This window comes from Amycolatopsis benzoatilytica AK 16/65, assembly GCF_000383915.1.
Lineage (GTDB): Bacteria > Actinomycetota > Actinomycetes > Mycobacteriales > Pseudonocardiaceae > Amycolatopsis > Amycolatopsis benzoatilytica.
In genome coordinates this window covers 2,857,047-2,876,780 of sequence record NZ_KB912942.1, presented here as the reverse complement: position 1 = coordinate 2,876,780, position 19,734 = coordinate 2,857,047, and the positions used below count along the sequence as shown (strand labels likewise).

Genomic DNA, 19,734 nt, shown 5'->3' with positions numbered 1-19,734 from the left:
CCCGGATCTGCGCCTGGCAGGGCTGAGCTTCAGCTGGGGGAGCGGGTCGATCTGCGGAACCGGCTGGGATCCGGAGACGATGGGCTACCGGCGGGCATCGCGGCTGCTGCCGTCGGACGCCTTCACCTCGGGTGACTCCTCGCCGTCCGCTGGCGGCGCAACCGCGGCTGACGGCGCGGGCTCGCCGAACCGCGCCAGCGCGAGCGCCGCGGTGACCGCCAGGACAAACCCGGCCAAAGCGACGACCGCGAACCCGGGCCGCGTCCGGTCTCCGAGCATCAGGACGCCGATCAGCGACGGCAGGACAGTCTCGCCGAGCACCATCATCGCGGTCGCCGTGGTCACGCTGCCGCGCTGGAGCGCGGTCGCGAAGAAGAGCATGGCCAGTCCGCCGGCGACCGCGACGACGTACAGCGCCGGGTCGCGCAGCAGGTCGAGCGGCGCGAGGCTCGGGATCACCCGGCCGGCGACCGCGACGAGACCGAAGCAGAGCCCCGCGATCAGGCCGAGACCGGCCGTGCGGACGCGGTCGCCAGCGCGTCCGATCAGCAGCCCGGCGACGCCGAGCACGACAGCGGCGCCGGCCAGCGCGATCCGGAAGCCGAGCCCGACCGCGCTGGATCCTTCGCTCTCGGCGGAGGAACCCAGCAGCGCCAGCCCGGCGCAGACGACGACCACGGCCGTCCACTCCCGCGCGCCGAGCCGGACCCCGAACACCCGCACCGCGACAGCGGTGACCGCGAGGCTGGCGGCCTGCGTCGCCTGGACGAGAAACAGCGGGAGGACGTGCAAGGCAGCGATCTGCGCGACGAACCCGACGGCGTCCAGCGCGAGGCCGACGACGTACCGCCACTGCCGCAGCACCCGCAGGAGCAGTCGTGGATCGACTCTCGCGTGACCCGCGTCGGGCGCGGCCTTCGCGGCCACCGCCTGCATGACCGAAGCCACGCCATAGGCGACCGCGGACAGCAGCGCGCACAGGAATCCCCACACCATGAGGGCGAGGATATTCCTGCCCGGCGGCGGCAGGCCCGCGGCCATGACCGAGGTGCCGCGGGCGGAACCTGGCCCGCGGACGACGTCCCCGGGCGCGATCGCCGCCTGCCCGGTCGAATGGCGCCGCGCGAGCTCAACGACGGCTCGGCAGGGGAGTGACCCGCGCCGGTTAGGCTGCGGGCATGGCAGACCAGCTCTACTTCCGCCAACTGCTCGCCGGCCGCGATTTCGCCGTCGGGGACCCGGTCGCGACCCAGATGGTGAACTTCGCCTACCTGATCGGCGACCGGGAGGCGGGCGAAGCGGTGCTGGTCGACCCGGCCTACGCGGTCGGCGACCTGGTGGACACGCTGGAAGCCGACGGAATGCGGCTCACCGGAGTCCTCGCGACGCACCACCATCCGGATCACGTCGGCGGCGAGATGATGGGGTTCTCGCTGCCCGGGATCTCGGAACTGCTCGCGCTGCGCCCGGTGCCGATCCACGTGAACTCGCACGAACGCGAATGGGTGCGGCGGGTGACCGGGGTATCGGAGAGCGACCTGCGCTCGCACGACCACGACGACGTCGTGACGGTCGGTTCGATCGACATCCGGCTGCTGCACACCCCCGGTCACACCCCGGGCAGCCAGTGTCTCCTGGTCGAGGACCGGCTGGTCTCCGGCGACACGCTGTTCCTGGAGGGCTGCGGGCGGACCGACTTCCCGGGCGGCGATTCGGACGCGATTTTCCGCAGCCTGCAATGGCTCGCGACGCTGCCGGGGGACCCGGTGGTGTATCCGGGGCACCAGTACTCGCCGGAGTCGTCGGCTTCGCTTTCGCGGGTGAAGGGGACGAATTTCGTGTTCCGGCCCCGGTCGCTGGAGGAATGGCGGCGGCTTTTCGCCGGATGACCTCGAGCCTGCTGATCCCCGGCGCAATCGCGCGCCTGCAGAGCTCGGCCTTCCACGGCGGCAGGTCCGTGAAGGGCCCCTTGAGGGAATCCAAGTCCCTCAAGGGGGCCTTCACGGCCGGTTGGGCCGGCTGAGCGCGCGGCGGTCAGGTTTCGGCGATAGTCCGCGACAGCGCCAGCGCCACCGTCCGCACCGCCGGCGCGACCCGCTCGGTCCGCATCCGCGTCGCCCATCCCGAAATCGACACCGCTGCGACCGCGACTCCGGCAGCGTCCACCAGCGGGCTCGCCGCGCACACCACTCCGACGCCTGATTCCTCGCGCTCGAACGCGATCCCTTCCTCCCGGATTCGCGTCAGCTGGCGCCGGAGCAGGCCTGGAGCGGTGATCGTCCGCGGGCTGACCCGGGGGAGCCCGGCGTCGATCACGTGCGTCACGACCTCGTCCGGCGAGCACGACAGGATCGCCTTCCCGACGCCCGTCGCGTGCGCCGGGAACCGGCCGCCGATCCGGGACGGGAGGTCCGGCGCGTCCGGTCCGCGCAGCACGTCCAGGTACACCACCTCGGTGCCCTCCAGCACCGCCAGGTGCACCGTGTTCCGGGTGGCCTCCCGCAGGTCGGCCAGGTACGGCCGGGCGGCCTCCACCAAGCCCCGGCGACGCACCGCGAGCTGGCCGATCTCGAACAGCCGCAGGCCGAGCCGGACCGAACCGCCGTCGCGTTCCAGCAGGCCGGTGTCGGCCAGGTGCCCGGCGAGCCGGTGCACGGTGGTCTTCGCGAGGCCGGTCCGGCGCGCGAGTTCGGAGACGCCGAGCGCGTCGTCGCCGGGCCGGAACGCCTCCAGCAGTGCGGCGACGCGCGCGGCGACCAAGCCGTCGCCGTTCCGTCCAGTGGTACGCACAGGTTGAGTGTGCCGCATCCTGGCGAGCACCGTGCAGGCATGGCGGAACGCAAGGTGACGGCCGCGATCGTCGGCCCGGGCAACATCGGCACGGACTTGCTGGCAAAACTGCAGCGCAGCGAGCGCGTGGAAGTGCGGTACATGGTTGGCGTCGACCCGGCGTCGGACGGGCTCGCCCGGGCCGCGAAGCTCGGGCTGGAAACGTCGGCCGAGGGCGTCGACTGGCTGCTGTCACGCGCGGAGCTGCCGCAGCTGGTGTTCGAGTCGACGTCGGCCAAGGCGCACCAGGCCAACGCGCCGCGCTACGCGGCGGCGGGCATCCGGGCCATCGACCTCACCCCGGCCGCGGTCGGCCCGCTGACCTGCCCGGCGGTGAATCCGCCGGACCGGCTGACCGACCGCAACGTCAACATGATCACCTGTGGCGGCCAGGCGACGATCCCGATCGTGCACGCGGTCTCGCGGGTCGCGCCGGTGTCCTACGCGGAAATCGTCGCGTCGGTGTCGTCGCGGTCCGCCGGACCGGGCACCCGGGCGAACATCGACGAGTTCACCGAGACCACCGCGCACGCGATCGAGCGGGTCGGCGGTGCGGACAAGGGCCGCGCGATCATCATCATCAACCCGATGGACCCGCCGATGATCATGCGGGACACGGTGTTCTGCGCGGTCGACCCGGACGCCGACTTCGACGCGATCAGCGAATCCGTGCACCGGATGGTGAAGGACGTCCAGCAGTACGTGCCGGGCTACGCGCTCAAAGCCGAGCCGCAATTCGACCCGCCGCGGCCGGACTGGAGCGGCAAGGCGCGCGTCGGGGTCTTCCTCGAAGTCGCCGGGAACGGCGACTACCTGCCCAAGTATGCGGGCAATCTCGACATCATGACCGCCGCCGCCGCGCGCGTCGGCGATCTTCTCGCCGCACAGGAGGTGGCCGCGTGAGCGCGGACGTCCGGCTCGTCGACACCACGCTGCGCGACGGCAGCCACGCGATGGCCCACCAGTTCACCGAGCAGCAGGTGCGCGACACCGTCCGAGCTCTGGACGACGCGGGGATTTCGCTGATCGAAGTGACGCACGGCGACGGGCTCGGCGGCTCCACGTTCAACTACGGCTTTTCCTTGGTGGACGAGCGAAAACTGATCGCTGCCGCGGTCGACGAGGCGAAGCGGGCGAAGATCGCCGTGCTCCTGCTGCCCGGCCTCGGCACGGTCACCGATCTGCGCGCGGCGGCCGATCTCGGCGCGGGCGCGGTCCGGATCGCCACCCACTGCACCGAGGCCGACGTGTCCGTCCAGCACTTCGGCGCGGCCCGCGAACTCGGCCTCGAAACGGTCGGATTCCTGATGCTGTCGCACATGTCGGCGCCGGAGGACCTGGCGAAGCAAGCCCGGATCATGGTCGAGGCGGGTTGCCAGTGCGTCTACGTGGTGGACTCGGCGGGCGCGCTGATCCTCGAGGACGCGTCCGACCGGGTGGCCGCGCTCGTCGCGGAACTCGGCGACGAGGCCCAAGTCGGCTACCACGGACACCAGAACCTCAGCTTCGGCGTCGCGAACTCGGTGCTCGCGTACCGGGCGGGAGCACGCCAGATCGACGGCTCGCTCGCCGCGCTCGGCGCCGGCGCGGGCAACTCGCCGACCGAGGTCCTCGCCGCGACCTTCGAACGGCTCGGCGTGAAAACCGGTGTGGACAAAGACGTTCTGATGGAAGCCGCGGAGAACGTGGTGAAGAAGTACCTGACCCGGCTGCCGGTGATGGACCGGTCGTCGATCATTCAGGGCTTCGCCGGCGTCTACTCCAGTTTCCTGCTGCACGCCGAACGCGCTGCCGAGCGCTACGGCGTCCCGGCGCACGAAATCCTTTACCAGGTCGGTGAAGAGCGCTACGTCGGCGGCCAGGAGGACATGATCATCGACATCGCCCTGCGGCTGCGGGACGAGCGGGCTGCCGCTCAGTGAGCCCCGAACGCGTCGGCGCCGAGCACCAGCTGCACGCAGTGCTCGACCAGCCGCTCGCGGCTCACCTGCAGCGTGCCGTCGAGGTAAGCGATGAACACGTTGCTGAGCGCGCCGACGAGACCGATCGCCACGAGCTGGCGGCCGGTCTCGTCGCCGTGCGAAAGCTGCTGGCCGACGAGCGCGGTGAAGGCGGGCATCAGGTACAGCCCGCGCTGGGTGAGCGCCGGGTCGGTGAGCGGCGCGAGCAGCAGGACCCTGCCTTTGCGGGGGTCGTCGACGATCAGTTCGACGAACGCGGCGACCGCGCGTTCGGCGCGCAGGCGGGGCTCCTCGGAACCGGCCACCGCGTCCGCGAGCGCCTGCCGGGCCTGGTCGCCCACCTCGTCGTACACCGCGGACACGAGGCTTTCCCGGTCGGCGAAGCTCTCGTAGAAATAGCGCTCGGTGAGCTTCGCGGACCGGCAGAGCGCGCGCACGCTCACCGCGGCGCTGCCCTGGGTGCCGAGCAGGTCGAGACCGGCGGCGACCAGTTGCGCCCGGCGCTGGGCCTTGCGGTCGTCCAGCGTCGTGCCCGCCCACGTGCGGCCCGGCATATCCGCTCCCGTTCCAGTTGACTACGCCTGTTGTCACATTTTAGCCTGACAACGTCCGTAGTCAGTTCGCCAACTCGCCGAGGAGCCGCGATGACCCGGGAAGAGCCGGAGCCGCTGGGGCCGGATTCGCTGACCTGGAAGTACTTCGGCGACTGGCGCGGGCTCTTGATCGCGCTCTGGGCCGGGTCGATGCAGAACATGCACCCGGGCCTGGGCGCGGGCGTCGAGCAGCATTCGCGGTTCTTCGAGGAACGCTGGCAGCGGCTGTTCCGCTCGCTGTACCCGATCGGCGGCGTGGTCTACGACGGCCCGCGCGCGCACCGGACCGCGCTGGAAGTGCGCGGCTACCATGACCGGATCAAGGGCGTGGACGGGAAAGGCCGCCGCTACCACGCGCTCGACCCGGACACGTTCTACTGGGCGCATTCGACGTTCTTCGTCAGCACCATCCTCATCGCGGACCACTTCATGGGCGGCATCGGCGAAGAGGAAAAGCGCACGTTGTTCGACGAGCACGTGCGCTGGTGGCGGATGTACGACATGACGATGCGACCGGTCCCGGAGTCCTGGGAGGACTTCCAGCGGTACTGGAAGCACATGTGCGCCGAGGTGCTGGAGGACAACAAAGCCACCCGCGACGTGCTCGACCTGCGCGGCATCGCGAAACCGCCGTTTCTGCCGTGGCTGCCGGAGCTGCTCTGGAAGCCGGTCTCGGCGGTTATCGCGAAGAATTTCGTCTGGCTGACCGTGGGGCTGTACGACCAGGAAGTGCGGGACTTGCTCGGCTACCGGTGGACCGCGCGCGACGAGCGCCGGCACCGCCGGGCGGGCAAGCTGATCAACGCGGCGTTCGCGGTGGTCCCGCGCGATCGCCGCTACCACCCGCGGGCGCGGGCGGGCTGGCGGCGGGCGCGGGGCGAACTCGCCTCGAACGCGCCGCTGGTGGAAACGCCGCGCCGGAACCTGCCGCCGCTCGCCGAGCGGGGGAGACCGGAGCACTACTCGCCGGACGTGCCGTGAAGGGAACATTGAGGGACTCAGAGTCCCTCAATGTTCCCTTCACGGACCGCCAGATCAGGAGGGCTTGATGAAGCTGGGCTTTCATCTCGGGTATTGGGGCAGCGGCCCCATCCCGGGCGCGCAGGAGGCGGTGCTCGAGGCGGAACGGCTCGGGTTCGACTCGGTGTGGTCGGCCGAGGCCTACGGGTCGGACGCGTTCACTCCGCTGGCCTGGGCCGGTGCGGCGACCAGCCGGATCAAGCTCGGCACCAACATCGTGCAGATGTCCGCGCGCACGCCGACCGCGACCGCGATGACCGCACTGACCATGGACCACCTCTCCGGCGGCCGGTTCGTGCTCGGGCTCGGCGCGTCCGGGCCGCAGGTGGTGGAGGGCTGGTACGGCCAGCCGTATCCGAAGCCGCTGGCGCGCACCCGCGAATACGTCGAGATCGTGCGCAAGGTGCTGGCCCGCGAAGAGCCGGTGACGATCGACGGGCAGTTCTTCCAGCTGCCGCTGAAGGGCGGCACCGGGCTCGGCAAGCCGCTCAAGCCGACCGTCCACCCGCTGCGCGCCGATCTGCCGATCTACCTCGCCGCCGAAGGCCCGAAGAACGTCGCGCTCGCCGCGGAGATCTGCGACGGCTGGCTGCCGCTGTTCTTCTCGCCGAAATCGGACGCGTTCTACCGGGCCGCGCTCGAAGAGGGGTTCGCCCGGCCGGGCGCCCGGCGCGCCGGCCTGGACGGCTTCGAGGTCGCCGCGTCGGTGCCGGTGATCGTGCACGACGACGTCGAGGAAGCGGCGAGCTTCGTCAAGCCGGCGCTGGCGTTGTACATCGGCGGGATGGGCGCGAAGAGCGTGAACTTCCACCACGACGTCTTCGCCCGGCTGGGCTACGCGGACGTCGCTGACCAGGTGCAGGAGCTCTACCTGGCGGGCAGGAAAGAAGAGGCCGTCAAAGCGATCCCGACGTCGCTGGTCGAGGACACGTCGCTGATCGGGCCGCCGGAGAAGATCCGCGAGGACCTGGCGGCATGGGAGGACACCGTGGTGACCACGTTGCTGCTGCGCGGCGACGCGGGTTCGCTGGAGAGGGCTGCGAAAGCACTCTCTTGACCGCGCTGCCGCCCGCTTGGGCGGCACCGCGGGCCGAACTGCCAGGTCGGTCTCGGCGCTGGCGCCGAGACCTGGTGCCGGGCGAACACCGGACCGGTTGCTCGCCGAGCACTCCGGACGCACTGTCCTGACTGGACGGCTGTAATCGGCCCGGTACGGTCAGCGCATCACGACGGTGGCACGATTCCTCCCGACCACTACCGGGGACCGGCGAAGATCGATTAGGCATTGCGTTCGTCGTTCCGCCTTCGAGGAGGACCCTTGGCGTCGCTGTCCCGCCGCACGAGATTCCGCTACTCGCTCGGCTCCTTCGTCACCGGCGGGTTCGGCACCGTGCCGGGGCTGCTCCTGCTGCCGTATCTGACCGACACGATGGCGGTGCCCGCGGCGGCGGCCGGGATCATCGTGTTCGTGCCGAAGGCGTGGGACGTGGTGTTCAACCCGATCGCCGGCCGGCTGTCCGACGCCGACCTGGCCCGCACCGGCAGCAGGCGGCGGTTCCTGCTGCGCGGCGGGATCGGGGTGGCGATCCTGTTCGCGCTGCTGTTCGCGCATCCCGGCTTCGGCACGCCGGCGCTGGACGCGACCTATGTCGTGGTGCTGTTCTTCTTGTGCGCCACCGCGTACGCGTTCTTCCAGGTGCCGTTCAACGCGCTGCCCGCGGAGCTGACCGATTCCGCCGAGGAACGCACGAAACTCACCAGCGTCCGGATCGGCGTGCTGGCGGTGGCGGTGCTGGTGTCCGGCGGCGGCGCGCCGGCGATCACCGATGTCCTGCCCGGGGTGGCCGGCTACCGGGTGATGGGCCTGGTGATGGCCGTGATCATCCTGTTCGCCACGCTCGGCGTCTACTTCGGCTTGAAGGGCGCGCCGGTCGGCTCGCTGCGGCCGAACACCGTGCGGCTCAAGGAACTGGCGCGCACCATCGCGCAGTGGCGGTCGTTCCGCTGGCTGCTCGGCGTGTACTTCATCCAGGCGCTCGGCATCGGCACCGTGCTGGCCGCGATCCCGTACTTCGCGCAGCACGTACTGGGCAACCCCGCGTACCGGACGTACCTGTTCGTCGGATTCGTCGGGCCGGCGCTGATCACCATGCCGGTGTGGCCGCGGCTCGGCGCGCGCTGGGGCAAGCTGGCCGGGTTCCGCGTGGCCACCGCGTCGTTCTTCGTCGGCCTGGTCGCGATGTACTTCGCGGACAAGCTGCCGTTCGCCGCGACGCTGGTCTTCGTGGCGCTCGCCGGGGTCGGCTACGCGGGCATCTCGGTGTTCCCGCTGGCCATCCTGCCCGACCTGATCAGCGCGGAGGAGGAGCGGACCGGCGAGACCCGCGCCGGGATCACCGCCGGGGTGTGGACCGCGTCGGAAACGCTCGGCCTCGCGCTCGGACCCGGCCTGCTCGGGATCGTGCTGCAGATCGGCAGCTACGTGTCCAGCTCCGGTTCCGCGGTCGCCCCGCAGCCGCCGTCGGCGATCACCGCGATCCTCCTCGGCGCGTCGGTGCTGCCCGCGGTGCTGATCGCGCTCGGCATCCCGCTGCTGCGCCGTTCGGTCCTGGAGCCGGCGAAATGACCGACGTGCTCGCGCGGCTGCGCGAACTCCGCTCCGGCGACCTGCCCACGCACGGCGGCCGCACGCTCGCCTACGTGTACGACAGCGGACTGTCCGAAGTGGACGAGATCGCCGCCGCCGCGCACGCGCTGGCCAGTTCCGCGAACGGCCTCGACCCGACCGCGTTCCCCAGCCTGCTGAAGCTGGAGAACGACCTGGTCGCGCACGCCGCCGGCCTGCTTGGCGGCACCCCGGACACGGTCGGCGCGGTCACCTCCGGCGGCACCGAATCGTGCCTGCTGGCTGTGCTGGCGGCCCGCGACTCCCGGCCGGACCTGGACCGGCCGTCGATGGTGCTGGCGGAAACCGCGCACGCCGCGTTCCACAAGGCCGCGCACCTGTTCGGGGTCCGGAAGATCGTCGTGCCGGTGGACCCGGACACCTTCCGCGCGGACCCGGCCGCGATGGCCGCCGCGATCGACGAGTCCACCGTGCTCGTCGTGGCGAGCGCGCCTTCGTACGCGCACGGAGTGATCGACCCGATCGCCGAAATCGCCGCCGCGGCTTCGGCGCGCGGGGTGCGGATGCACGTCGACGCCTGCATCGGCGGATGGGTCCTGCCGTACTTCGCGAAGCTCGGCGCGCAGCTGCCGCGGTTCGACTTCCGGGTGCCCGGCGTGACGAGCATTTCGGTGGACCTGCACAAGTACGCCTACTGCGCCAAGGGTGTTTCGGTGCTGCTGCACGCCTCGGCCGAATTGCGCCGGACGCACTACTTCGCGAGCGCCGCGTGGCCCGGCTACACAATGCTCAACCCGACCCTGCAGAGCACCCGATCCGGCGGCCCGCTGGCCGCCGCGTGGGCGGTGGTGAACCACCTGGGCGAGGAGGGCTACCTTCAGTTGGCCGCGAAAACCCGGGAAGCCGTCGGCCGGATCCGGGCCGGCGTGACCGGGATCCCGGGCCTGCGCGTGCTGGGCGATCCGGATTCGACGCTGATCGCCTTCACCGCGGCGGACGACGGTTTCGACCTGTTCACGGTCGCGGACGAGATGAAGCTGCGCGGCTGGTATGTGCAGCCGCAGTTCGCGGAGGGCGGTTCGCCGCTCAACCTGCATCTGACGGTCACGGCCGCGAACCACGGCAGCGAGGCGGAGTTCCTGGCGGACCTGACGTCCTCGGTGGCGGCGGCGCGGGCTGCGGGCGCGGTGGCGGTGGATCCGGACGTCGCGGCGTTCGTGGCGGCGCTGGACCCGGCGACGTTGACCGCCGAGCAGTTCGCGGGCTTGCTCGCCGCTGCGGGGATGACCGGCGGCGACGGGCTGCCGGAGCGGATGGCGCCGATCAACGCCTTGCTGGCTGTCGCGTCGGCGCCGCTGCGGGAACGGTTGCTGGTGGAGTTCCTCGGCGCGTTGTACACGCCTGGGTTCGTGGCACCGGCTTCGTCGGAGCGGGAGGGATCGCCTGCCAGCGATTCCGCCGTCCAGTCCGGCGGGTGATGCGGCGGGGTGCCCTCGCTCGCGACTCAACTCGGCTGGCTGCCTGCTCTCTGCGCGAAAAGCGAGTTGACGCACCGCGACATGGCGACCTCCCCGCGGGCTGACGCGATGCGCCGGTGCCAAGCGGGCAATCCGGACGGCAAGATCGTGCTCACTTTCGGCTGACCGCGTCCGGGTGGAAGTACCTCTTTCCCCGCGAGACCGACGCCAAGGCCGCGACCAGCGCCATCGCCGCCGCCGCGGTGAAGACGGTGACCAGGCCGTCGTGGAACGGCCCGGCGATCAGGTTCGGGAAGAACTCCTTGCCGGTCAAGGCGCCGGCATCGGCGGGGGAGAGCTGGGCCAGCATGCCGGGCCCGACCAAGTGCGCCACCGGGTTGCTGCCCAGGAACGCGGCGAACAGGGTGCTCACCGGCGGCAGCTGGGCGATGTTCGACGCGACGTCCGCGGGGACGCCGTGCGCCTGCAGCCCTCCGGTGAGCGTTGCCGGGAGCGAGCCGGCCAGTCCGGCGATCATCAAGGAGAAGAACACGCCGATGGACAGCGACGTGCCGGAGTTCTGGAACGTCGACCGCATCCCGGACGCGACGCCGCGCTGGTGGTCCGGGACGCTGCTCATGATCGCCGAGGTGTTGGGCGCGGAGAACATGCCCTGCCCGATACCGCTGAGCACCAGCAGCGCGGCGAACGCCGGATAGCTGAAGTCGACCGGCAGCACCAGCAAGCCCAGGAAGGACACAGCGACCAGCAGCAGTCCGCCGGTGGAGAACAACCGCGCGCCGAAGCGGTCGGACAGGAAGCCGGAGACCGGTCCGGCGATCAGGAAGCCGGCGGTCAGCGGCAGCAGGTAGATGCCCGCCCAGAGCGGGGTCTGCTCGTAGTCGTACCCGTGCAGCGGCAGCCAGATCCCCTGCAGCCAGATGATCAGCATGAACTGCATCCCGCCGCGCGCGATCGCGGTCAGCAGCGCGGCGAGGTTGCCGGCGGTGAACGCCCGGATGCGAAACAGCGAAAGCTGGAACATCGGCGTTTTGACCCGGGTCTCGATCACGCAGAACGCGACCAGCGAGGCGATTCCGCAGCCGAGCCCGCCGAGCACCCACGGGTTGCCCCAGCCGGTCGCCGCGCCCGCGTAGGGCTGGATGCCGTAGGTGATCGCGGCCAGGATCACCGCGGTGCCGAGCGCGAAGGTGACGTTGCCGCCCCAGTCGATCTTCGACCGCCGTGGGCTGCTGATCTCGCGCAGGCTGCGGATGGACCACACGGTGCCGAAGATGCCGAACGGGACGCTCACCCAGAACACCGCGCGCCAGTCGAGTTCGGCGAGCAGGCCGCCCGCGACGAGGCCGAGGAACTGCCCGGCCAGCGCGGTGATCTGGTTGATCCCCAGCGCCATCCCGCGTTGCTCGCGCGGGAACGCGTCGGTGAGGATCGCCGCCGAGTTGGCGGTGAGCATCGCGCCGCCGACCGCCTGCACCACTCGCCAGCCGATCAGCCACAGGGCCCCGCCGCCGGCGCGGAACGGGTCGAACGACAGCGCCACCGACGCGACACTGAAAATGACGAACCCGACGTTGTACATCCGGACCCGGCCGAACATGTCGCCCAGCCGGCCCAGCGCGACCACCAGCACCGCGGACACCAGCAGGTAGCCGAGGATCATCCACAGCAAGTAGCCGATGTTGGCCGGGGACAACGGATCCAGTCCGATCCCGCGGAAGATCGCGGGCAGCGAGATGATCACGATCGACCCGTCGAGCGCCGACATCAGCACGCCCAGTGTGGTGTTCGAGAGCGCGACCCACTTGTACCGCCCGCTCCGTGCCGTCCGTCCCCGGAGAGCTTGGTCCGTCATAATCAACAGCCTAGGCTGATAAACCTGGGTTGATCAACTGGCGCAAACCGGACGAACCGCGTGGTGCCGCCGATCCTGGCACCAGCTGACTCCTGGCTGGCCTCGCCGGCCCTCGCGAGGATGGTCGGAGAACAAGGAGGATCTGGTGAAAGCTGCTGTGCTGAAAGAGTTCGGCCGTCCGCTCGCGGTCGAGGACGTCGCGGACCCGGTGCCGGGCACCGGCGAGGCGGTCGTGGATGTGGTCGCCGCCCCGGTGCTGCACTACTCCGACGAGGTGCTGAGCGGAGCCCGGCGCTACCTGCTCGACCTGCCCGCGATCCCGGGCGTCGGCGCGGTCGGCCGGGTGCGCTCGGTCGGCCCGGACGCGACGAAGCTGCGGCCCGGCGACTGGGTGTACTGCGACCCGACGGTCCGTTCGCGCGACGACGCCGTGACGCCGGACATCGTGCTGCAAGGCTGGAGCGCGCGCGGCGAGGGCGGTTTGCGGCTGCAGCGGCACTTCCGCGACGGCGGCTGGGCCGAGCAGGCGATGATCCCGACCGAGAACGCGATCCCGCTCGGCGACATCGACCCGGCCGACGCGGGCCGGTGGGCGATGCTCAGCCTTTGTCTGGTCCCGTACGGCGGCTTCCTCGACGGCGGGCTGCAGCCGGGGGAGACGGTCGTCGTCAGCGGCGCGACCGGGGCGTACGGCGGCGCCGCCGTCGCGGTGGCGGTCGCGATGGGCGCGGGCCGGGTCGTCGCACCGGGCCGGAACCGGGAGGCGCTGGCCGATCTGGAACGCAGGTTCGGCAACCGGGTGCGGACCGTCGTGCTGACCGGGAACGAGGACGAGGACCGCGCCGCGATGCAGGCAGCGGCGGCCGGACCGGTCGACCTGGTGCTGGACATCTTGCCGCCGTCCGCGTCCTCAGCCGCGGCGCGCGCGGCGGCGATGACTGTCCGGGAGTTCGGCCGCGTCGTGCTGATGGGCGGCGTCGGGATGCTCGGCGGGGACGATCTGGCCTTGCCGTACCCATGGCTGATGCGCAACAGCATCACCGTGCGCGGCCGCTGGATGTGCCCGCGCGACGCGGTGCCGAAGATGATCGCGCTGATGCGCTCCGGACTGCTGGACCTGGCTCAGTTCCAGGTGGACGAGTTCGCCCTGGCCGCGGCGGACGAGGCCGTGCAGCACGCGGCGAAGGCAGGCGGGCGGTTCCGGCTCACGGTGCTGCGGCCGTGAGCCGGAACTGCCCTTGAAGCTTGTCGCACGTGGTCCTGTCGTGACGCCCGGGTGGGCAGCGGGCCGGTCTGTCCGTGAAGGGCCCCTTCAGGGACTTGGATTCCCTCAAGGGGCCCTCCACGGACAGGCCAGCGGCCGTGAGCCGGAACTGTCCTTAGTGGACGTGAACGGGCTCCCACGCGGGAAACGGGTCCGCTGCCGCCGGGGAGTCGGCGAGGCAGGCTTCGAGCGCGGCGCGCAACGCGGCGTGCTGAAGCCCGGTCCCGATGAACACCAGCTCCTGCCGAGGTTCTCCGGCGACTCCCTGCGGCTCGAACCGTGCGACGCTGCCCGCCTGCGACCACAGTCCGAGCAGGCCGGGACGGGTGCTGAGGCTGAAGAATCCCTTCGACCGCAGCACCGTCCCGAACTCGCCGGAGTCCAGCCGGGCGGTCACGAACTCCCACAACCGGCCCGGGTCGAACGCTCGGCCGGAGCGGAACACGACGCTGGAGATCCCGTACTCCTCGGTCTCCGGCACGTGGTCGCCGTTCAGTTCGGCGACCCAGCCGGGGGCCTGCTGCGCGCGTTCGGCGTCGTATCGGCCGGTGCCGAACACGCGCGCCAGCGGGACCCGGCCGAACGAGCCGGACACGACGTCGGCAACCGGGTTGAGCCGGCGCAGCGACGCGATCAGCCGGTCCCGCTCGGCCTCGGGCACCAGGTCGGTCTTGCTGAGCAGCAGGACGTCGGCGAACTCGACCTGGTCCATCAGCAGGTCGCTGACCGTCCGCTCGTCGCCGTCGTACTGGTCGAGCCGTCGCTCGGCCAGCGTGTCGCCCCGGGCGAGTTCGCGGGCGAAGTTCGCCGCGTCCACCACGGTGACCATGGTGTCCAGTCGCGCCCCGGAGAGCACCGGCGCGCCCTCCTCGTCCGGGAACGAGAACGTCGCGGCCACCGGCATCGGCTCGGAGATCCCGCTCGACTCGATGAGCAGGTGGTCGAACCGGTCCTCCGCGCACAGCCGCGCGACCTCGTCCAGCAGGTCCTCCCGCAGGGTGCAGCAGATGCACCCGTTGGTCATCTCGACCAGCCGCTCCTCGGTCCGCGACACGCCGCCCCGGACCAGCTGGGCGTCGATGTTGACCTCGCTCATGTCGTTCACGATCACCGCGACGCGCAGCCCGTCGCGGTTGGCCAGGATCCTGTTGAGCAGGGTGGTCTTGCCAGCCCCGAGAAATCCGGAAAGGACAGTGACCGGAACGCTCACCGCTCGAGCCGCTGGAAATGGTTGATCAGTTTGCGCGGCACCAGTTTCCGCTCGCCGTCCACGACGATCGGCACCAGGTCCGGCACCGCCGCCTTCCACTGCGCGCGGCGGGACCGGGTGTTGCTGCGCGACATTTTCCGCTTCGGGACGGCCATCAGCGGGCGCCTCCGCTCTTGCGGACGCCGTAGCGGCGATGGAACTTCTCGACCTGCCCGGCCGAGTCCATGATCCGCTGGGTGCCGGTCCAGAACGGGTGCGACCACGCGCTGATGTCGACCACGACCAGCGGATACGTGTGCCCGTCGGTCCATTCGATCGTCCGCTGCGACCTGATCGTGGAGCGGGTCAGGAACGCGTCGCCGGTCGACGAGTCCTTGAAGACCACCGGGTGGTAGTCGGGGTGGATGCCGGGTTTCACCGGGTTTCGTCCTTTCGGTTGGCGGCATTGGCATGCCGGTCTGGTTCTTCTTCGGGGTCTTCGCACGGGTCCTCGTGCCAGTTCCCGAACGGGTCGGGGTACTCGCGCCAGGCGGCTTCGCCCTCGGCGAGTTCGGCGTCGGTGAGCAGCGCCTCCTGGAGCGCGGCTTCGATCTCGGCGGGGGTGGCCTGATCGGTCACGATCACCAGCTCCTGTGCGCGGTCGCCGTGCACCGGGTCCCAGCGCAGCGACGCGAGGGTGCGGCGTTCGGGGGAGACCTCCGCCCAGGCGGGTCCGTCCGGTGCGGCGAGCCACGGCCCGGCGTGCCCGATCCCGAGGCCGCCGCCTGCCGACTCGATCCAGAACGCGACATCCGGCTGGCTGGCTACCCAGGCCCGGCCGCGCGTGCGGACCACGCCTTCGAGCAGCAGGTCGATCGCTTCGTGCAGCCGTTCCGGGTGGAACGGCCGCTGGGCAGTGAACTGGACCAGTTCGATCCCGCAGTCGGCGTGCAGCGGCGGTTCACCGCGCAGCAACGCGCCGTGCAGGTCGGTGACTTCGCCCCGCCGCGCGCCGGCCGGGACCGCGCCAAGCAGTTCGGCGGCATTGGCGCGAGCCAGCTCGATCCTGGGTACCGAAGGCGCGACGCGGTCCAGCACGGCGGACGATTTGGCCGCGGTCCACGCGTCCGGCGCGGCGTTGGCGAGCACCAGCACGTCCGCCGATTCCGCTTGGGACAGCGCGACTTGCGCGACCGTTCGTTCGTCTTCCGGGCTGCCTTGCAGGCCGCGGTCGGCGAGGAGGTCGTCGCCGGTGACGTCGGCGAGCCAGGTAGCGCAGTCGACCACCGCGAACACCGCCTCGAACTCGACGTCGTCGATCACCGGCCGGTCGCCGACCAGGACATTGCGGACCGCCCAGCTCACCGGCTCCGGCTCCATCGCCTCGTCCAGCCGCACCACGATGCGGTCGACCTGCGGCATCCGGGCCAGCCGCCGCAGCAGTGGCAGCAGGTCCTCGCGCAGGGTGCAGTTGACGCAGCCGTGCGCGAGTTCGAGCGGTGTCAGCTCGTCGCGGCCGCGCAGTTGCAGCCGCCGGCGGACGACGCCGGAGCCGATGTCGCGCAGGTCGTGGTGGACGACGGCGGTGCCGGGGCTCGCGTGGAGCAGGAGCGTGGCGAGGGCGTCGTTCGGGGCCGGGGCGAGACCGCTGACGAGCACGAGCGGGACGCGCGGACGTTGGGGCACTGGAACTCCAGAGGACGGGGCGGGGTACGGTGGCGAGCGTAGTTGAAAACGAATGTCACTATCAACTTGGGAGGGTCCGTGTCAGCCGTGTGCCAGGTCACCGGCCGCAAGCCGGGCTACGGCAAGCAGGTCTCGCATTCGCACCGTCGCACCTCGCGGCGCTGGGAGCCGAATCTGCAGAGCCGCCGCTACTTCGTGCCGAGCCTCGGTCGCACCGTGCGGCTCAAGGTGTCCGCGAAGGGGATGAAGACGATCGACAAGCGCGGCATCGAGGCGGTCGTCGCGGAGCTGGTCGCGAAGGGGGTGAAGTTCTAGATGGCGAAGAGCACGGACATCCGGCCGATCATCAAGCTGCGGTCCACCGCCGGCACTGGCTACACGTACGTGACGAAGAAGAACCGGCGTAACGACCCGGACCGGATGGTGCTGCGCAAGTACGACCCGGTGGCGCGCAAGCACGTCGAATTCAAGGAAGAACGCTGATGGCGAAGAAATCGAAGATCGCGAAGAACGAGCAGCGCAAGGTGATCGCGGCGCGGTACGTCGAACGGCGGCGCGCGCTGAAGGCGGTGATCGCGTCTCCGTCGGCTTCGCCGGAGGAGAAGGCCGACGCGGTCGTCGCGCTGCAGCGGATGCCGCGCGACGCCAGCCCGACCCGGATCCGCAACCGCGACGCCGCCGACGGCCGCCCGCGCGGATACCTGCGCAAGTTCGGGCTGTCCCGCGTACGGATGCGGCAGATGGCGCACAACGGCGAACTGCCCGGCGTCTCGAAGTCGAGTTGGTGACCGCCGTGCCCAAGCCGGATCGCTCGCCGCGCCGCCGCCCGAATCCGTTGCATGCGGCCGGAATCACCCGGGTCGACTGGAAAGACGCGGACCTGCTGCGGAAATTCATCTCCGACCGGGGCAAGATCCGCGCCCGCCGGGTGACCGGATTGACGCCGCAGCAACAGAAACAGGTCGCCACCGCGATCAAGAACGCCCGCGAGATGGCGCTGCTGCCGTACCCGGGGGCGGCGCGGGGCTGAAAAACCGGATGCGGGCAGCTGGCCCGGCGCATGACCAGGCGGGACGAAACGGGCGTCGCGCGAGGATGTCCCGACACCGGAGGTGTCCACGTCGAGCACGCCCAGCTCACCGTCGCGCCTGCCCAGCTGCCCCGCATCCTGCTCACCACCGCGGTAGGCCGGCCGGTGTTCCTCCGAGGCGCGCCCGGAATCCGGAAACCGTCGCCGGTCCGGGATTTCGCCACGGCACCGAGCCTCGACTGCGTCTCGTTGCCCGGCGCCCAGCGCGCGCCGGACGACCTGATCGGCGTTCCGAGGCCACCGGATCGGCTCGCGGGCCGGGCGAAGGTCCGCGGCCGCGACGGCACCCGGCTGCCGTTCGTGCCGCGCGGACCGGTGTTCCGGGCGGCTTGAGGTTGGATGGCGGCATGCTCGAAGTGTCTTTGGCCGATTTCGACGACGTCCGCCTGGCCGCTTTCCTCCGGGAACACCTGGCCGACCTTGCCCCGACCGCGCCGGTGGAGAGCCAGCACGCGCTGGACTTGACCGCGTTGCGGCAGCCGAGCGTGCGCCTGTGGGTCGCGCGGGAGAGCGAGGCGATCGTGGGCACCGTCGCGCTGGCCGGACTGTCCAACAGGCACGAAGAGCTGAAGAGCATGCGGACCGCCCCCGCGCGGCGTGGCGCCGGGATCGCGTCGCGGCTGCTGGAGCACGCGTTGCAGGATGCGCGGTCCCGAGGCGTGACGAGGGTTTCGCTGGAAACCGGCAGCATGGAGTTCTTCGCGCCCGCACGCCGCCTGTACCGCAAAGCCGGGTTTGCCGACTGTGCGCCGTTCGGGTCCTATGTGGAGGATCCGAACAGCGTTTACCTGACCCGCGAGCTGTAGTGGCGCAAGCCACGCCGGACGGGCGGACCGGCCCAGCGGCGCGGCTTCCGCCTTCGTCCCCTCCGCTGCCCTCAACGGAGGCGCTGCGCGCCGCTGTTAGATTCCTGGCATGGACGACCCGCACTACCTCTCCGGCCTGAACCTGACCGGCCGCCGCGTCGTGGTCTTCGGCGGCGGCACGGTGGCGCAGCGCCGGCTGCCCCGCCTGATCAGCGCAGGCGCGCGCATCGAGCTGGTGTCGCCGTCGACGACGCCGTCCGTGCAGGGCCTGGCGGACGCGGGCGAGGTGGTCTGGCACCAGCGTCGTTACGCCGCGGGCGACCTCCGGGACGCGTGGTACGCGCTGGCCTGCACGAACGACCCGGAAGCCAACGCGGCGATCTGCGCCGAGGCGGAGCGGGAACGCGTCTTCTGCGTCCGGGCCGACGACGGCGAGGCCGGCTCCGCGGTTACCCCGGCTTCCGGCCGGCACGGCGGCCTCCTGTTCGGCGTCCTGTCCGGCGGCGAGCCGCTGCGTTCGGCGGCGGTCCGCGACTCGATCCTCGACGCCCTGCACTCCGGCGCGGTGGCCGGTGGCCCGGCCCCGCGCGCAGACGATGTCCTGCCCGGGGTCGCCCTGGTCGGCGGCGGGCCCGGCGACCCGGACCTGATCACCGTTCGCGGCCGCCGGCTGCTGTCCCGCGCCGACGTCGTGGTCGTCGACCGGCTCGGTCCGCGCGAGCTGCTGGACGAGCTCGCGCCGGAAGTCGAGGTCGTCGACGCGGCGAAGATTCCGTACGGCCGTGCGGCCAGCCAGGACGTGATCAATCGCACGCTGATCGAGAAGGCCCGCGAAGGCAAGTTCGTGGTCCGGCTGAAGGGCGGCGATCCGTACCTGTTCGGCCGCGGGTTCGAAGAGGTCCAGGCGTGCGCCGAGGCCGGCGTGCCGGTCACGATGGTTCCCGGCATCACGTCGGCGTTCTCGGTGCCCGCGGTGGCTGACGTCCCGGTGACGCACCGCGGGGTGGCGCACGAGGTTGTCGTGGTGTCCGGGCACGTCGCGCCGGGGGACGAGCGGTCGCTGGTGGACTGGTCGATGCTGGCCCGGATGAACGGCACGATCGTGCTGATGATGGGCGTGGAACGGCTCCCGAAGTTCGCCGCCGCGCTGCTGGAAGGCGGCCGCCCGGGCGACACACCGGTCGCGGTGATCGAGGACGGCACGATGCGGACCGAGCGGGTGCTGCGGTCGAAGCTGTCCACGGTGGCCGAGGAAGCGGCCGCCGCCGGAGTTCGGCCGCCGGCGGTGATCGTCTTCGGCCCGGTGGCCGGGCTGGACCGGAATCAGGCGCGGTAAC

24 protein-coding genes are annotated in these 19,734 nt (G+C 71.1%); 16 read left to right on the top strand and 8 right to left on the bottom strand.

What is annotated here, in order from left to right; genetic code table 11:
* Positions 1-84 precede the first annotated feature (84 nt).
* Positions 85-996, bottom strand: coding sequence for a DMT family protein (locus AMYBE_RS41585; protein ID WP_020659871.1), 912 nt, complete (start codon positions 994-996; stop codon positions 85-87).
* 182 nt (positions 997-1,178) lie between these two features.
* Here AMYBE_RS41585 and AMYBE_RS0113265 point away from each other — a divergent pair, with 182 nt between their 5' ends.
* Positions 1,179-1,889: an MBL fold metallo-hydrolase gene (locus AMYBE_RS0113265; protein ID WP_020659870.1), complete on the top strand. Its 711-nt coding sequence runs from the start codon at positions 1,179-1,181 to the stop codon at positions 1,887-1,889.
* Positions 1,890-2,034: 145 nt separating this feature from the next.
* Here the strand turns inward: AMYBE_RS0113265 and AMYBE_RS0113255 are convergent, their stop codons facing one another.
* Positions 2,035-2,790 carry an IclR family transcriptional regulator gene (locus AMYBE_RS0113255; RefSeq protein WP_020659868.1) on the bottom strand — a complete coding sequence of 252 codons (756 nt, stop codon included), beginning with the start codon at positions 2,788-2,790 and terminating at the stop codon, positions 2,035-2,037.
* A gap of 39 nt (positions 2,791-2,829) precedes the next feature.
* Between AMYBE_RS0113255 and AMYBE_RS0113250 the strand changes: the two genes are divergently transcribed.
* Positions 2,830-3,732 (top strand): acetaldehyde dehydrogenase (acetylating), encoded by a 903-nt coding sequence (locus AMYBE_RS0113250; protein WP_020659867.1) that lies wholly within the window; start codon positions 2,830-2,832, stop codon positions 3,730-3,732.
* The gene (gene dmpG / locus AMYBE_RS0113245) at positions 3,729-4,751 is read left to right on the top strand and encodes a 4-hydroxy-2-oxovalerate aldolase (RefSeq protein WP_020659866.1); all 1,023 of its coding nucleotides are present in this window, start codon (positions 3,729-3,731) and stop codon (positions 4,749-4,751) included. Before AMYBE_RS0113250 ends, dmpG begins: the two co-directional genes overlap by 4 nt.
* Here dmpG and AMYBE_RS0113240 read toward each other — a convergent pair.
* On the bottom strand, positions 4,745-5,344 hold the full coding sequence (locus AMYBE_RS0113240; RefSeq protein WP_020659865.1) for a TetR/AcrR family transcriptional regulator: 600 nt from the start codon (positions 5,342-5,344) through the stop codon (positions 4,745-4,747). The genes dmpG and AMYBE_RS0113240 overlap by 7 nt on opposite strands.
* Positions 5,345-5,434: 90 nt before the next feature.
* Here AMYBE_RS0113240 and AMYBE_RS0113235 point away from each other — a divergent pair, with 90 nt between their 5' ends.
* The 5 genes from AMYBE_RS0113235 to AMYBE_RS44835 all read left to right on the top strand — a co-directional run bounded on the left by AMYBE_RS0113235 (position 5,435) and on the right by AMYBE_RS44835 (position 10,672).
* Positions 5,435-6,364, top strand: coding sequence for an oxygenase MpaB family protein (locus AMYBE_RS0113235; RefSeq protein WP_020659864.1), 930 nt, complete (start codon positions 5,435-5,437; stop codon positions 6,362-6,364).
* Positions 6,365-6,431: 67 nt separating this feature from the next.
* Positions 6,432-7,460 (top strand): LLM class F420-dependent oxidoreductase, encoded by a 1,029-nt coding sequence (locus tag AMYBE_RS0113230; protein WP_020659863.1) that lies wholly within the window; start codon positions 6,432-6,434, stop codon positions 7,458-7,460.
* A gap of 261 nt (positions 7,461-7,721) precedes the next feature.
* A complete protein-coding gene (locus AMYBE_RS0113225; protein WP_020659862.1) occupies positions 7,722-9,029 on the top strand; it encodes an MFS transporter in 1,308 nt (435 codons plus the stop codon).
* Positions 9,026-10,507 (top strand): pyridoxal phosphate-dependent decarboxylase family protein, encoded by a 1,482-nt coding sequence (locus AMYBE_RS0113220; RefSeq protein ID WP_020659861.1) that lies wholly within the window; start codon positions 9,026-9,028, stop codon positions 10,505-10,507. The genes AMYBE_RS0113225 and AMYBE_RS0113220 overlap by 4 nt, the downstream gene beginning before the upstream one ends.
* 9 nt (positions 10,508-10,516) lie before the next feature.
* Positions 10,517-10,672 (top strand): hypothetical protein, encoded by a 156-nt coding sequence (locus AMYBE_RS44835; RefSeq protein WP_154676188.1) that lies wholly within the window; start codon positions 10,517-10,519, stop codon positions 10,670-10,672.
* Here AMYBE_RS44835 and AMYBE_RS0113215 read toward each other — a convergent pair.
* Entirely contained in the window at positions 10,659-12,362 is a 1,704-nt protein-coding gene (locus tag AMYBE_RS0113215) for an MFS transporter (RefSeq protein ID WP_020659860.1), read from the bottom strand. The two genes, AMYBE_RS44835 and AMYBE_RS0113215, sit on opposite strands and share 14 nt — an antisense overlap.
* 145 nt (positions 12,363-12,507) lie before the next feature.
* Here AMYBE_RS0113215 and AMYBE_RS0113210 point away from each other — a divergent pair, with 145 nt between their 5' ends.
* A complete protein-coding gene (locus tag AMYBE_RS0113210; RefSeq protein WP_020659859.1) occupies positions 12,508-13,587 on the top strand; it encodes a zinc-binding dehydrogenase in 1,080 nt (359 codons plus the stop codon).
* Positions 13,588-13,741: 154 nt separating this feature from the next.
* On the opposite strand, the gene AMYBE_RS0113205 is transcribed toward AMYBE_RS0113210, so the two are convergent.
* Genes AMYBE_RS0113205 through mrf form a run of 4 tightly spaced genes read right to left on the bottom strand, consistent with a single transcriptional unit; the run spans position 13,742 to position 16,501 of the window.
* Positions 13,742-14,836: a GTP-binding protein gene (locus AMYBE_RS0113205; RefSeq protein ID WP_020659858.1), complete on the bottom strand. Its 1,095-nt coding sequence runs from the start codon at positions 14,834-14,836 to the stop codon at positions 13,742-13,744.
* Positions 14,833-14,991 (bottom strand): 50S ribosomal protein L32, encoded by a 159-nt coding sequence (rpmF, locus tag AMYBE_RS0113200; protein WP_020659857.1) that lies wholly within the window; start codon positions 14,989-14,991, stop codon positions 14,833-14,835. The genes AMYBE_RS0113205 and rpmF overlap by 4 nt, the downstream gene beginning before the upstream one ends.
* Entirely contained in the window at positions 14,991-15,254 is a 264-nt protein-coding gene (locus AMYBE_RS0113195) for a type B 50S ribosomal protein L31 (protein ID WP_020659856.1), read from the bottom strand. The genes rpmF and AMYBE_RS0113195 overlap by 1 nt, the downstream gene beginning before the upstream one ends.
* Entirely contained in the window at positions 15,251-16,501 is a 1,251-nt protein-coding gene (gene mrf, locus AMYBE_RS0113190; protein WP_027927621.1) for a ribosome hibernation factor-recruiting GTPase MRF, read from the bottom strand. The genes AMYBE_RS0113195 and mrf overlap by 4 nt, the downstream gene beginning before the upstream one ends.
* A 78-nt stretch (positions 16,502-16,579) precedes the next feature.
* Between mrf and rpmB the strand changes: the two genes are divergently transcribed.
* The 7 genes from rpmB to cobA all read left to right on the top strand — a co-directional run bounded on the left by rpmB (position 16,580) and on the right by cobA (position 19,733).
* Positions 16,580-16,816 (top strand): 50S ribosomal protein L28, encoded by a 237-nt coding sequence (rpmB, locus tag AMYBE_RS0113185; protein WP_027927620.1) that lies wholly within the window; start codon positions 16,580-16,582, stop codon positions 16,814-16,816.
* On the top strand, positions 16,817-16,984 hold the full coding sequence (rpmG, locus tag AMYBE_RS0113180; RefSeq protein WP_005149953.1) for a 50S ribosomal protein L33: 168 nt from the start codon (positions 16,817-16,819) through the stop codon (positions 16,982-16,984).
* Entirely contained in the window at positions 16,984-17,289 is a 306-nt protein-coding gene (rpsN, locus tag AMYBE_RS0113175; RefSeq protein WP_020659853.1) for a 30S ribosomal protein S14, read from the top strand. The genes rpmG and rpsN overlap by 1 nt, the downstream gene beginning before the upstream one ends.
* Positions 17,286-17,531, top strand: coding sequence for a 30S ribosomal protein S18 (gene rpsR / locus AMYBE_RS0113170; RefSeq protein ID WP_020659852.1), 246 nt, complete (start codon positions 17,286-17,288; stop codon positions 17,529-17,531). The genes rpsN and rpsR overlap by 4 nt, the downstream gene beginning before the upstream one ends.
* 30 nt (positions 17,532-17,561) lie before the next feature.
* Positions 17,562-17,924 carry a hypothetical protein gene (locus AMYBE_RS45430; RefSeq protein ID WP_020659851.1) on the top strand — a complete coding sequence of 121 codons (363 nt, stop codon included), beginning with the start codon at positions 17,562-17,564 and terminating at the stop codon, positions 17,922-17,924.
* Positions 17,925-17,938: 14 nt separating this feature from the next.
* Positions 17,939-18,397: a GNAT family N-acetyltransferase gene (locus AMYBE_RS0113160; protein ID WP_020659850.1), complete on the top strand. Its 459-nt coding sequence runs from the start codon at positions 17,939-17,941 to the stop codon at positions 18,395-18,397.
* Positions 18,398-18,506: 109 nt separating this feature from the next.
* A complete protein-coding gene (gene cobA / locus AMYBE_RS0113155) occupies positions 18,507-19,733 on the top strand; it encodes a uroporphyrinogen-III C-methyltransferase (protein ID WP_020659849.1) in 1,227 nt (408 codons plus the stop codon).
* The last annotated feature ends 1 nt before the right edge of the window (position 19,734 follow it).

What these genes read in the sequence shown, in the direction of transcription:
- cobA (WP_020659849.1), top strand. Translation starts at nt 18,507, where the DNA reads ATGGACGACCCGCACTACCTCTCCGGCCTGAACCTGACCGGCCGCCGC.
- rpmF (WP_020659857.1), bottom strand. Translation starts at nt 14,991, where the DNA reads ATGGCCGTCCCGAAGCGGAAAATGTCGCGCAGCAACACCCGGTCCCGC.
- AMYBE_RS45430 (WP_020659851.1), top strand. Translation starts at nt 17,562, where the DNA reads ATGACCAGGCGGGACGAAACGGGCGTCGCGCGAGGATGTCCCGACACC.
- AMYBE_RS0113235 (WP_020659864.1), top strand. Translation starts at nt 5,435, where the DNA reads ATGACCCGGGAAGAGCCGGAGCCGCTGGGGCCGGATTCGCTGACCTGG.
- AMYBE_RS0113250 (WP_020659867.1), top strand. Translation starts at nt 2,830, where the DNA reads ATGGCGGAACGCAAGGTGACGGCCGCGATCGTCGGCCCGGGCAACATC.
- AMYBE_RS0113220 (WP_020659861.1), top strand. Translation starts at nt 9,026, where the DNA reads ATGACCGACGTGCTCGCGCGGCTGCGCGAACTCCGCTCCGGCGACCTG.
- AMYBE_RS0113215 (WP_020659860.1), bottom strand. Translation starts at nt 12,362, where the DNA reads ATGACGGACCAAGCTCTCCGGGGACGGACGGCACGGAGCGGGCGGTAC.
- rpmG (WP_005149953.1), top strand. Translation starts at nt 16,817, where the DNA reads ATGGCGAAGAGCACGGACATCCGGCCGATCATCAAGCTGCGGTCCACC.
- rpsN (WP_020659853.1), top strand. Translation starts at nt 16,984, where the DNA reads ATGGCGAAGAAATCGAAGATCGCGAAGAACGAGCAGCGCAAGGTGATC.
- AMYBE_RS0113240 (WP_020659865.1), bottom strand. Translation starts at nt 5,344, where the DNA reads ATGCCGGGCCGCACGTGGGCGGGCACGACGCTGGACGACCGCAAGGCC.
- AMYBE_RS0113160 (WP_020659850.1), top strand. Translation starts at nt 17,939, where the DNA reads ATGCTCGAAGTGTCTTTGGCCGATTTCGACGACGTCCGCCTGGCCGCT.
- AMYBE_RS0113230 (WP_020659863.1), top strand. Translation starts at nt 6,432, where the DNA reads ATGAAGCTGGGCTTTCATCTCGGGTATTGGGGCAGCGGCCCCATCCCG.
- AMYBE_RS0113265 (WP_020659870.1), top strand. Translation starts at nt 1,179, where the DNA reads ATGGCAGACCAGCTCTACTTCCGCCAACTGCTCGCCGGCCGCGATTTC.
- AMYBE_RS41585 (WP_020659871.1), bottom strand. Translation starts at nt 996, where the DNA reads ATGGTGTGGGGATTCCTGTGCGCGCTGCTGTCCGCGGTCGCCTATGGC.